The 10,460-nt window shown below is 75.4% G+C and carries 13 protein-coding genes and 1 pseudogene; 9 read left to right on the top strand and 5 right to left on the bottom strand.

Annotated features, from left to right (window positions below):
* The 4 genes from DRB89_RS40905 to DRB89_RS40895 form a co-directional block, all read left to right on the top strand.
* Positions 1-226, top strand: a 226-nt coding sequence (locus tag DRB89_RS40905) for a zinc ribbon domain-containing protein (RefSeq protein WP_162688942.1), incomplete at its 5' end; no start/stop codon positions are given.
* A 155-nt stretch (positions 227-381) separates the two neighbouring features.
* Positions 382-549, top strand: coding sequence for a hypothetical protein (locus tag DRB89_RS43480; protein WP_162688941.1), 168 nt, complete (start codon positions 382-384; stop codon positions 547-549).
* A gap of 64 nt (positions 550-613) precedes the next feature.
* On the top strand, positions 614-1,921 hold the full coding sequence (gene codA / locus DRB89_RS40900; protein WP_275432059.1) for a cytosine deaminase: 1,308 nt from the start codon (positions 614-616) through the stop codon (positions 1,919-1,921).
* Positions 1,922-1,927: 6 nt separating this feature from the next.
* Positions 1,928-2,527 carry an HD domain-containing protein gene (locus tag DRB89_RS40895; RefSeq protein WP_204357954.1) on the top strand — a complete coding sequence of 200 codons (600 nt, stop codon included), beginning with the start codon at positions 1,928-1,930 and terminating at the stop codon, positions 2,525-2,527.
* Between the two features lie 125 nt (positions 2,528-2,652).
* Here the strand turns inward: DRB89_RS40895 and DRB89_RS40890 are convergent, their stop codons facing one another.
* Complete coding sequence (locus DRB89_RS40890; RefSeq protein ID WP_112452927.1) at positions 2,653-3,099, bottom strand: DoxX family membrane protein; 447 nt, start codon at positions 3,097-3,099, stop codon at positions 2,653-2,655.
* A gap of 93 nt (positions 3,100-3,192) precedes the next feature.
* Between DRB89_RS40890 and DRB89_RS40885 the strand changes: the two genes are divergently transcribed.
* The 3 genes from DRB89_RS40885 to DRB89_RS40875 are packed head-to-tail and all read left to right on the top strand — an operon-like array spanning position 3,193 to position 4,624.
* Positions 3,193-3,555: a hypothetical protein gene (locus DRB89_RS40885; protein ID WP_112452824.1), complete on the top strand. Its 363-nt coding sequence runs from the start codon at positions 3,193-3,195 to the stop codon at positions 3,553-3,555.
* Complete coding sequence (locus DRB89_RS40880) at positions 3,552-4,082, top strand: DUF6286 domain-containing protein (protein WP_204357940.1); 531 nt, start codon at positions 3,552-3,554, stop codon at positions 4,080-4,082. The genes DRB89_RS40885 and DRB89_RS40880 overlap by 4 nt, the downstream gene beginning before the upstream one ends.
* The gene (locus DRB89_RS40875; protein ID WP_112452823.1) at positions 4,079-4,624 is read left to right on the top strand and encodes an alkaline shock response membrane anchor protein AmaP; all 546 of its coding nucleotides are present in this window, start codon (positions 4,079-4,081) and stop codon (positions 4,622-4,624) included. Before DRB89_RS40880 ends, DRB89_RS40875 begins: the two co-directional genes overlap by 4 nt.
* A gap of 48 nt (positions 4,625-4,672) precedes the next feature.
* On the opposite strand, the gene DRB89_RS40870 is transcribed toward DRB89_RS40875, so the two are convergent.
* Both DRB89_RS40870 and DRB89_RS40865 read right to left on the bottom strand, forming a co-directional pair.
* A complete protein-coding gene (locus DRB89_RS40870) occupies positions 4,673-5,428 on the bottom strand; it encodes an SDR family oxidoreductase (protein ID WP_112454384.1) in 756 nt (251 codons plus the stop codon).
* Positions 5,429-5,438: 10 nt separating this feature from the next.
* The gene (locus tag DRB89_RS40865) at positions 5,439-6,251 is read right to left on the bottom strand and encodes an SURF1 family protein (protein ID WP_112454382.1); all 813 of its coding nucleotides are present in this window, start codon (positions 6,249-6,251) and stop codon (positions 5,439-5,441) included.
* Between the two features lie 458 nt (positions 6,252-6,709).
* On the opposite strand from DRB89_RS40865, the gene DRB89_RS40855 reads away from it, so the two are divergent.
* Positions 6,710-6,955 (top strand): DUF397 domain-containing protein, encoded by a 246-nt coding sequence (locus DRB89_RS40855; protein ID WP_030303613.1) that lies wholly within the window; start codon positions 6,710-6,712, stop codon positions 6,953-6,955.
* A gap of 1,079 nt (positions 6,956-8,034) precedes the next feature.
* Positions 8,035-8,211, top strand: a pseudogene (locus tag DRB89_RS46185) (SCO5717 family growth-regulating ATPase); the annotation flags it as partial.
* Between the two features lie 1,320 nt (positions 8,212-9,531).
* Here the strand turns inward: DRB89_RS46185 and DRB89_RS40835 are convergent.
* On the bottom strand, positions 9,532-9,660 hold the full coding sequence (locus DRB89_RS40835; protein WP_112463735.1) for a hypothetical protein: 129 nt from the start codon (positions 9,658-9,660) through the stop codon (positions 9,532-9,534).
* 10 nt (positions 9,661-9,670) lie between these two features.
* On the bottom strand, positions 9,671-10,399 hold the full coding sequence (locus tag DRB89_RS40830; RefSeq protein ID WP_239516643.1) for a VIT family protein: 729 nt from the start codon (positions 10,397-10,399) through the stop codon (positions 9,671-9,673).
* Positions 10,400-10,460 lie beyond the last annotated feature (61 nt).

Genomic DNA, 10,460 nt, shown 5'->3' with positions numbered 1-10,460 from the left:
CTCATTCAAAAAAGAAGAAAGCGCCGGCCGGAGAATCATCGCCGTGGATCCCCGCAACACCTCCCGCGAGTGCCCCGAATGCGGGCACACCGCGAAGGAGAACCGCCCCACGCAAGACACATTCCACTGCCAGGCATGCGGCCACACCGCGCACGCCGACACCGTGGGCGCGATCAACGTTTTGAACCGGGCCGGGCTGGTCCGCTGCAACGCCAACCCGGCGTAACAGGAAGCCCCGTCATTTATGGCGGGGAGGAGTCACGTAACCCTCCGATCGCGCGCCCGCGTCACCCGATCGTCCGAGATGCCGACTGGGCCGAACGGGCGCAAGGTGGTCTGCGTACGAAGTTCAGCCCGTTTTCCGGCGGAGGAGCAGCGGTCATGGCGAAGAAGGCGCGTACAGGTCAGCACGGCCACCAGGATTCCGAGCGTGCGATGGCGAAGAACACGGCGGCCGAAGCCCGTGCCAAGGCCGCCGTCCGGGACGTGCAGTCGATCGCCGCGAAGACGCGGGGCATGCAGCAGAAGGCCCAGGCCAAGCGCGGCTGACGCGGCGCGAAACCAAGCCGGGCCACGCCGGGCCGTGGCGGCGCGGCGTGCGTAGGCTGGCGCCATGCGGATGATCGTCCGGGGCGCCCGGCTGCTCCACAGCGAAGGCCTGCACGACGTCGAGGTCGCGGAGGACGGCCGGATCGCGCGCGTGATCCCGTACGACGACCAGAAGGAGCCACCCGCGACGGGGGTGCTGATCGAGGCGCACGGCGGCCTCCTCAGCGCCCCCTTCGTCGAACCGCACATCCACCTCGACACCGCCCTGACGGCCGGCGAGCCCCGCCCGAACGCCTCCGGGACGCTCTGGGAGGGCATCGCCTGCTGGAGCGAGCGCAAGCGGACCCTGACCCGCGAGGACGTGGTCGCGCGGGCCACGGAGGTGCTGCGCTGGCAGGCGGCGCAGGGCGTGCTGCACGTGCGGACGCATTGCGACACCACCGACCCGGCGCTGACCGCGCTGGATGCGCTGCTGGAGGTGCGGGACCGGGTCCGGGACGTGCTGACCCTGCAGATCGTCGCCTTCCCGCAGGAGGGCATCGTCTCCTTCCCCGACGGCGAGGCGCTGCTGCGCGAGGCGGTCCGGCGCGGCGCGGACGTGGTCGGCGCGATCCCGCACTTCGAGGACACCCGGGAGGACGGGGTGGCCTCGCTGTCGATCGCCTTCGCGCTCGCCGAGGAGCACGGACTGCGGATCGACGCGCACTGCGACGAGATCGACGACGAGCAGTCGCGCTTCGTGGAGGTGCTGGCCGCGCTCGCCCTGCGCTCCGGGCTGCGCGAGCGCGCGACGGCCTCGCACACGACGGCCATGGGCTCCTACGGCGGCGCCTACAGCTACAAGCTCCAGCGGCTGCTGTCGCGCTCCGGGATCAACCTCGTCTCGAACCCCTTCGCCAACCTGGGCCTCCAGGGCCGCTTCGACGCCTACCCCAAGCGGCGCGGCCTCACCCAGGTCAAGGAGATGCTGGCGGCCGGAGTGAACGTGGCCTTCGGCCACGACGACGTGATGGACCCCTGGAACGCGCTGGGCACCGGGAACCCGCTGCAGACAGCCCTCGTCGGGATCTACGCCGCCCAGCTCACGGGAGCGGACGAGATCCCGGTGGCCTTCGAGATGGTGACGGAGCGCGCGGCCCGCGTCCTCGGCCTGTCCGGGGCGGAGTACGGCATCACCGAGGGCGCCGCGGCCTCCTTCGTCCTGCTGCCGGCCGAGTCGCCGGCCGAGGCGGTCCGCCGCCAGGTCCGCCCGCGCTACGTCGTCTCCCGCGGCACGGTCCTGGCCGAGACCCCGGCGGCTCCGGCCCGCCTGCTGTCGTGGCCGGGGGATACGGGCCCGTCGGAGGTGGACTTCCGCCGCCGCCTACGCTGACCTCCCATGACCTTTGTGACATGGACACTTGACACTCCGTCGGCCCGCGCCGCGCTGGAGATCGCGGGCGAGTACACGGACGCGGCGCTGCTGAACCACTCCGTCCGCTCGTACGCCTTCGCGGCCGAGTACGCGGACCGGCACGGGCTCTCGTACGACCGGGAGCTCCTCTACGTCAGCGCGCTCGTGCACGACCTCGGGCTGACCGCGCCCTTCGACAGCCACACCCTGCCCTTCGAGGAGGCCGGCGGGCACGTCGCCCGCGTCCTGACGGCGGGCCTGGGCTGGCCGGCGAAGCGCCGGGCGCGCGCCGAGCGGATCATCGTGCTGCACATGCGCGACGACGTCACGGCGGCCGAGGACGTGGAGAGCCACCTGCTCCAGGTCGGCACGACCGCGGACGTCTCCGGGGTCGGGGTCACCGACGCGGACCCGGTCTTCACGGCCGCGCTCCTCGCGGAGTACCCGCGGCTCGGCTTCGGCGAGGCCTTCTTCGCACTCGTCTCGGACCAGGCGGCCCGCAAGCCGCAGTGCGCGGCGGCGGCCTACGTGGCGAGCGGCGCGCAGGCCCGGATCGCGGCGAACCCGCTGGACCGGCAGGTCTGACGCCGCGGCCCGGCAGCGCCGTGAGCGCGCGGCGGCGGTGCCGTGAGCGCCCGGCTCCGGCGCTGCCGCCGTGAGCACGCGGCCCCGGTGCCGCCGCCGTCAGGGGGCTCGATCCGCCGCCCGGGTCAGAACAGCCCCAGCGCGTTGTCCAGGGACCAGACCTGCCAGCCCATCGCGAAGAAGGCGACCCCGGAGATCAGGGCCATCATCAGGTTCTGCCCCTGCTCGCCCCAGTCGTGGATCATCAGCACCAGGTAGACCAGGTTGAGCACCAGGCCCGCGATCAGGGCTATCGGGGTCAGGAAGCCGGCGATGAGGCCGAGCCCGAGCGCCAGCTCCGCGTAGGCGACCAGATAGGCCATGAAGCGCGGGTACGGCTTCACGACGAGGTCGAAGCCGCGCGTGACGAACCCCCAGCGGTGCTCGGCGGCCACCCCGGCGGCCCAGCGGATGCCGCCTCCGCCGAACCAGTCCTTCTTGTCCTTGTGCCGCCAGCTCTCCAGCCACCACAGCCCGAGCCCGATCCGCAGAACGGCGACCCACTCGGGTCCGCCGAGCCAGATGGTCTGCATCCTCGGTTCCTTCCCTCAATTAATCTGACGATGTGTCAGTTTCGAGGCAAGGGGACCCGCCTGGCAAGGGGTTGGCCGGGCGGGGGCCGGGTGATGAGCACGCCCAGGCCCGCCCCGCCACGGGTGGCCGCCGCCGAACGGGGCGCGACCCGCATCGCCGACCGGGTCGTGGCGAAGATCGCCGCCCGGGCCGCGCGCGAGGCGCTCGCCGGAGCCGGCGCCGCGCCGCCGCACGCCACCGTCACCGTGCACCACGACATCGCCCGGGTACGGGTGGCCCTGGAGCTGGCCTACCCCTCCGACCTCGCCGCCCAGTGCGCGAACGTACGCCGCCAGGTCGCCCTGCGCGTCGAGGAGTACGCGGAGATGGCCGTACCCGAGGTCGACATCGACATCGAGCGGCTGCGCCCGGAGCGGGCCCGGCCCGCCGCCGGGCGGGACCGGCGGCTGCGGTGACCGCCAGGTTCCGCTCGCCCCGGCGGCTCCCGGCCGCGCTGGCGGCGTTCGCCGTGCTGGCCGTGGCGGGGCTCTTCCTCTACGACCTGGCCGCGGTCCGGGCCCACCGGCCCGCCATGCGCTGGCGCCGCGAGCTCGCCCGCGCGCTGGAGCGGCACACCCCGGCGGACCCCGGCGTCCTGATCGGCGGCGGCGTCCTCGCCGTGGCCGGGGCCGCTCTGCTGCTGTACGCCCTCACGCCGGGCCTGCGCGGGATCCTGCCCATGCGGGCCGCACACCCCGAAGTCCGCGCCGGACTGGAACGCAAGGCCGCCGCACAGGTGCTGCGCGACCGGGTGATGGAGGTGGCCGGGGTGCTCTCCGTACGGGTCAGGGTGGGCCGGACCCGCGTCGGGGTCCGGGCCGTGTCCCACTTCCGCGAACTGCACGAGGTACGGGCCGACCTGGACGCGGTGCTCGCCGTCGGAGCCGAGGAGCTGGGCCTGGCGCACGAGCTGCGGCCGAGGGTGCGGGTGACCCGGCGGTGAGCCTGTCCGGGGTGAACCGGGTCCTGCTCGCCCTGCTCGGAGCGGCGCTGCTGGCGGCGGGTGTCGTGCTGCTGACCGCGTCCCGGCCGCTCGCGGGCCGCCACGAGCCGCTGCTGACGGCGCAGGAGCGCCGGGTCCTGCCGTGGTGGCTGCTGCTCGCCCTGCTGGGGGTCTGCGTCCTGCTGGCCCTGTGGTGGCTGCTGTCCCAACTGCGGCGCGCGCGGCTGGCGGCGGTGCTGGTGGACACCGGCGACGGGGCCTTCGCGGTGCTGCGGGGCCGCGCGCTGGAGGCGGCCGTGGCCGCCGACGTACTGGAGGCGGTGGAGGGCGCGGCCGACTGCCGGGTCGCGCTGTGGCGGCGGCGCGGGGCCCCGGCCCTGCGGCTCGCGCTGGAGCTGGAGCCGCACGCGGTGCCGGCCGACGCGCTGGCCGCGCTGGCGGGCCCGGTCCTGGACCGCGCCCGCGCCTCGGCCGGGCTCGCCGCCCTGCCCACGGAGGCCCGCCTCCACGTCACCCCCCGCCGGGCGCGGCGGGTGACGTAGGGGGTGTCCGGGGCGCCCCGGACAGGGCGCCCCGGACAGGCCGCCCTGTCAGAACCCGTGGCGGGAGCCGCCGTCCACCGGGAGCATGATCCCGGTCAGGTACGAGGCCGCCGGGGACAGCAGGAACGCCGCCGAGCGGCCGAACTCCTCCGGGGTGCCGTAGCGCCGCAGCGGGATCCGGGATTCGTTGCCGGTGCGGGCGGCGGCCGCGTCCCCGGACAGGGCGTCGAGCTCGCGCACCCGGTCGGTGTCGATGCGGGCGGGGAGCAGGCCGACCACACGGATGCCGCGCGGCCCCAGTTCCACCGAGAGGGACTTCGCGAAGCCGGCGAGGCCGGGGCGCAGGCCGTTGGAGATGGTGAGGCCCGGGATCGGCTCGTGGACCGATCCCGACAGGACGAAGCCGATGACCCCGCCCTCGCCCAGCTCGGCGGCGGCCGCCCGCGCGAGGCGGACCGCGCCGAGGAAGACCGACTCGAACGCCGCCGTCCACTGCTCGTCGGTGTTGTCCGCCGCCGAGCCCGGAGCCGGACCGCCCACGCTGATGAGGATGCCGTCGAAGCGGCCGAAGCGCTCCCGGGCCTCTGTGATCAGGCGGGAGGCCACCTCCGGGTCGGAGTTGTCCGCGGCCACGCCGACCGCGTTCGGGCCCAGCGTCGCGGCCGCGGCCTCGGTGCGCGCGGCGTCCCGGCCGGTCAGCACCACCTTCGCGCCGTCGGCGGCCAGTTCGCGGGCGGAGGCGTAACCCAGGCCCCTGGTCGCGCCGGTGACGACGTAGACACGGTCCTTCAGTCCAAGATCCATGCCCGCCACGCTACGCCGTCGCCAGCGGCTCCCGCTCGGCTGCGCCGGCCCCGGCTGCGCCGGCCCCGGCGGCGGCTGCCGCGTCGCGGTCGCGCTTCTCGCGCCGGACCAGGACGATCCAGCCCACCGGCACCGCGAAGGTGAAGAGCCACCACTGCACGGCGTACGCCATGTGCGGGCCGATCGAGTCGTGGTCCGGCTCGGCGACCGCCTCGGGTTTGCCTTCGGCCGGGAGGGGCGCGGTGAGCTCCAGGTATCCGCCGAGGACCGGCTTGCCGAGGTACGCCGCCTGCCGCGCGCTGTTGATCAGCATCACCTGGCGGTCCGGCAGGCCCTTGCGGTCCTTGATGCCGCTGCCGCCGCTCGTCTCGTCGGCCTTCAGCCTGCCGGTCACCGTCACCTCGCCCGCGGGCGGGGCCGGCACCGGGGGGTATGCGCGCGGGTCGTCGCCGCCCGCCACCCAGCCGCGGTTGACGAGCACGACCCGGCCGTCGGCCTGCACCAGCGGGGTCACGACCTGGAAGCCGACCCGGTCGTCGTTGGAGGTGCGCATCCGTACGACGACCTCGTGCGCGGGGTCGTAGGTGCCGGTGGCGGTCACGGCGCGCCAGTAGTCGGCGCGCGGGACGACGTGCCCGGGAGAGGTGACCTCGGTCATCGGGACCGGCTTCGCCTTGAGGTTGGCGTCGATGAGCTCGTTCTGCGCGACCCGGTGCTCGTGGCGGTGGAACTGCCAGAACCCCAGCTTGATCATCGCGGGGATGAGGACGAGGCCGATGAGGGTGAGGCACACCCACTGCCGGGTCAGTACAAAGCGGTACACGCCCACGACGGTACCCCCAGCGGCGAGGACCCCGGCGGCCGGGTGGCCGTCCGGGGTCGGGGAGGACGGGCTGTCCCTTATATACATCGGACGCTGGCGACGAGACAACAGGTGTGGAACCTGGAGGTGGGGTGTGCGCGGGCAGGGCGAACCCACCTTCTGCGGATCATCGGCCGGTCGTGCCCCCCGGTTCTCGGAGCACCGCACCGCACCGCACCGCACCGCACCGCACCGCACCGCACCGCACCGCACCGCGGACCGGGTACGGCCGGCGGTCGGGGACCTCCGGCGGAGCCTGCTCGGGGCGCGGCCGGAGCGGCACCTGCCGGAGTAAGGGTCGGCGGCGAGTTACCCCGCGGGCGCGCGGGGCGGGGCGGAAGGTTCCGCAAAGCCTCCCGCGCACGGGCGGCCTGCACCGATAATCGGCAGCGACCGCACCACCGAAGGAGAGGCCGCACATGGGCACTCAGCAGGAGAAGGACGAGCTGTACGCGCTCGACATCAGCGGTGTCGAGTGGGAGGGCCCGCCCGGGACCAGTCCGGACGAGGAGCGGGTCGAGATCGCCCGGCTGCCCGAGGGGGCGGTGGCGATGCGGTCCTCGCTGGACCGGGACACCGTGCTGCGCTACACCGCGGCCGAGTGGGAGGCGTTCGTACTCGGAGCCAGGGACGGGGAGTTCGACCTCGACCGGGGCCCGCGCTAGTGCTGTGACCGGAAAGGTCCACCGGGTCGCGGCGCCCGGCGCCGTGCATCGCAAGGCGGAAGAGCGCCCGCGGAGAGGAGCGCCCGCGTACTGGTCGTACTCGGGTGCTCCGACAACGCGGCGAGGCGCGGTGCCGGGCGCCGCGGGCTTTACCGGCCTTCGCGCGGTGCGTGCACGGGGAAGGGGCGCGCCCGCGCGGGGCGCGCCCCTCTCCCTTCCCCTCCCCTACCCCGTGCCTCGGGAGGCGCCCTGCGGGCTCGGCGGGCGCCGGTGAACGGGCGAGGCCTGCCCGCCCCGGCGATGGACTTCGGCCTGACGACGGGCCCGACCGTGCGGCACGAGACGGCACTCACCGGCCGCGTCCGGGTCACCGGACACGGCGGGGAGCAGGTGCGGGGCTACGGCTTCGCTGCCGCTCGGGGACTACGCGGTGTCATCGGCGTGGACGCGCCGGGCCGGGCCGTCCTTGGCGGCGGCTTGTGGTCGGGCCCGGCGCTGACGCCGCGGGCGTCAGTGCGCAGCGCTGCACGATGTGGGCCGGGTGCCGCCGCAGGGCGCCCCGGCGGGCAGGCCGGTGCCGGTGGTCCGCGACCGCGGAACGCGGCCCGCCGTGCGGGGTGCTGACGCCGCTGCCGCACCTGCCGCACGGAGCGGAGCGGACGGCTGGTGCGGCTGCCCGTGGCGGCGGCGCTGTCGGTGCCGCTGTCGGTGCCGGGCTACGGGTGACCCCGTGGCGCACGGATCGGGGACGGCAGTTCGTGCCGACCCGGGCGACGGTCACGGAGACGGAGACGGGCGGGCCCAAGCAGGCGCCGCGGATCCGCTGAGACCCTGCTGGGGGCGCCGGGGGAAGGGGGATTCAGCCGCACGGGGGACGCCGCGAACGGGCGGGCCGGCGAAGGACGCACGGCACGGCTGCCGCGCGGGGCGCGGTGCGGTGCCCCGGGGAGGGGCGGGGGACGCTCCGGGTCCGGTTGGAGTCCGGGTGAAGTCCGGTCGCCCTGCCCCGGGCGGCCTGCCGGAGACTGGCCCACGGGGGCGGATACTGGCTGCTGGGCGCGATTAGGCTGACCGACGGCGTGGCGTGGTGCCGGACGCCGGACCAGTGTTCGACAGATCAGGAGGATTCAGTGAGCGGCGATCGGAACGAGAGGCGCGGCGGGGCGCAGGACGTCCCGACGGACGATCAGTCCGACGCGAAGACCGAGTTGACGGGCGAGTCCACCAACGACAACACCTCGCCGGCCTGGTACACGCAGGGCGCGGCCCCGGCCGCCGCCCCGGTTCCCGGCCTTCCCGAGGGCAGCGGCTTCGAACCGTACCGGCCCGCGGAGGCCGCCACCCCGCCCGCGCCGCGCAGCGCGCCCGACGCGGCGCGCACCGGGGACTCCGCCCCGTACGCGGCACCGTACGCACCGGACCCGTACGCGGCTCCGGCCCCGCCTTCGGCGTTCCCGAGCCTGACCGCGCCGAGGCGCCCGGCGGACTCGTACGCCACCCCGCCGGCCGCCCCGTACGCGGCTCCGGCCGCAGCCGGTGCGACGCCCGCGCCGCTCGCGGTTCCGCTCCCGGCCCCGGAACCGGTCCCGACCGCGAACCCCGCCCCGGCCCCAACTCCGGCTGCGGCTCCGGCTGACGCGGCACCGGCAGCGTTCCCTTCGGCTCCCGCCGACGCCGCACCGGCGGCCGCTCCGATCGACGCGGCACCACCGGCACCCCCTGCCTACCGGGTGGCTCCGGTCGACACCGCGCCATCGGCGTACCCGGCGGCATCCGTCGACTCGGGACCCTCGGTGTCGGTGTATTCGGCGGCATCGACCTCTCCCGCCGCCCCGTACACACCGCCGGCGTTCACCGGCACGGCGCACTCGGCGCACCAGGGCCCGGCCGCCCCGGCGACGGCCCCGGAGGACGCGGTGCCCGCGACGTACGCGACCGCGTACCCGGCGGCTCCGGCCGACACCGGCCCGGCAGCCTCGGAGCACCCGAGCCCGGAATCCGCCCCGGCCCCTGTCGACGAAGCCCCCTCGGCACTCGCGGGCGAGGCTCCGGCCGACTCGGCCCCCTCCGCCCCGGTCCCGGCGGATCCGGCTCCGGTGAGCACGTCTCCCGAAGCCTCCCCCCGGGAGACCTCGACCGGCGCCGACTCCGCCGCGCCGCTCCACCCGGCCCCGCCACTGCCCGACGCGGCGCCCGCGACCCCGGCCGATGCCATGCCCGTTCACCCGAACACCCCGTACAGCGAAGCGGCCTCCGCTCCGACCACGCCCGCGGCCCCGACGGATGCCGTGCCCGTTCACCCGAACACCCCGTACCGCGAGGCACCTTCGGCCCCGGTCGCGCCGCCGTACCCGGCCCCGGTCCCGGCGGATGCCGCGCCTGCCTACCCGAACACCCCGTACCGCGAGGCACCTTCGGCCCCGGTCGCGCCGCCGTACCCGGCCCCGGTCCCGGCGGATGCCGCGCCTGCCTACCCGAACACTCCGTACAGCGAAGCGGCCTCCGCTCCGACCACGCCCGCGGCCCCGACGGATGCCGTGCCCGTTCACCCGAACACCCCGTACAGCGAGGCACCTTCAGCCCCGGTCGCGCCGCCGCAGGCGGGCCCCGCCCCGAACCCGGCGGTGGCCCTCCGAGAGCATGGCGTACGTCTTGCCCACGCCCGGGGCCGAGCCGAGATAGATCCGTAGCTTGCCGCGTCCCATGCGCCCATTCTCAGGGACATGTGCGCCGATCACGCGCCCATCGCCACCTAGGGGCCGGTCCCTGCCGGATCCCTGACACCCCCCGGTACGGCCCTGGGTCGCCCCCCCGGCGGCCGGACCGCCCCGCCGGAGCCCCGCCCAGCCGTGCGCTGAGCACCCCGCACAGCGTCAGCGCCACCAGCACCGCCACCACCGTCACCGGCACCCGCCCCGAGGGCCCCGGCAGGACGATCGCCAGCAGCGGCAGCAGCGCCCCCACCGTGAAGGCGACCAGGCTCGCCAGCGCCGCGTGCCAGGGGTTCGCCAGCTCGTCGGGGTTGATCCCCAGCTCCACCCGCGCGTGCGCCCGCAGCGCGTCCCGCTCCGTCAGCTGTTCCGCCGCCTCCCGGGCCACGGACTCGCTCAGCCCCCGCTCCGCCAGCAGCCCCGCCAGCTCCTCCAGCTCCTCCTCCGGCGAATCCGCCAGCTCCCGCCGCTCGGTGTCCAGCGCCGCCTTCTCCGAATCCCGCTGGGAGCTGACCGACACGTACTCCCCCGCCGCCATCGACAGCGCACCCGCCAGCAGCCCCGCGACGCCCGCCGCCATGATCGCGGAACGTGAGGTCGTCGCCCCGGCGACACCGACGACCAGGCCGGCCGTCGAGATGATCCCGTCGTTCGCCCCCAGCACCCCCGCGCGCAGCCAGTTCAGCCGTGTGCTGATCGCCGCGCTCTGCCCGCCACTCTCCGCTGCCGTCACGCCCCCACTGTCACGGTCCCAGCCATAAGGGGCCACCCGGCGTGCGCGCCTCCGGCGCCGG

This window comes from Streptomyces sp. ICC4 (genome assembly GCF_003287915.1).
Taxonomy (GTDB): domain Bacteria; phylum Actinomycetota; class Actinomycetes; order Streptomycetales; family Streptomycetaceae; genus Streptomyces; species Streptomyces tritrimontium.
This window is presented reverse-complemented; position numbering and strand designations above follow the sequence as displayed.

Excerpts from the sequence above, each read along its gene's own strand:
- DRB89_RS43480 (WP_162688941.1), top strand. The coding sequence starts at position 382 with ATGGCGAAGAAGGCGCGTACAGGTCAGCACGGCCACCAGGATTCCGAG.
- DRB89_RS40855 (WP_030303613.1), top strand. The coding sequence starts at position 6,710 with ATGGGCACTCAGCAGGAGAAGGACGAGCTGTACGCGCTCGACATCAGC.
- DRB89_RS40885 (WP_112452824.1), top strand. The coding sequence starts at position 3,193 with ATGAGCACGCCCAGGCCCGCCCCGCCACGGGTGGCCGCCGCCGAACGG.
- DRB89_RS40895 (WP_204357954.1), top strand. The coding sequence starts at position 1,928 with ATGACCTTTGTGACATGGACACTTGACACTCCGTCGGCCCGCGCCGCG.
- codA (WP_275432059.1), top strand. The coding sequence starts at position 614 with ATGCGGATGATCGTCCGGGGCGCCCGGCTGCTCCACAGCGAAGGCCTG.
- DRB89_RS40890 (WP_112452927.1), bottom strand. The coding sequence starts at position 3,099 with ATGCAGACCATCTGGCTCGGCGGACCCGAGTGGGTCGCCGTTCTGCGG.
- DRB89_RS40870 (WP_112454384.1), bottom strand. The coding sequence starts at position 5,428 with ATGGATCTTGGACTGAAGGACCGTGTCTACGTCGTCACCGGCGCGACC.
- DRB89_RS40835 (WP_112463735.1), bottom strand. The coding sequence starts at position 9,660 with ATGGGACGCGGCAAGCTACGGATCTATCTCGGCTCGGCCCCGGGCGTG.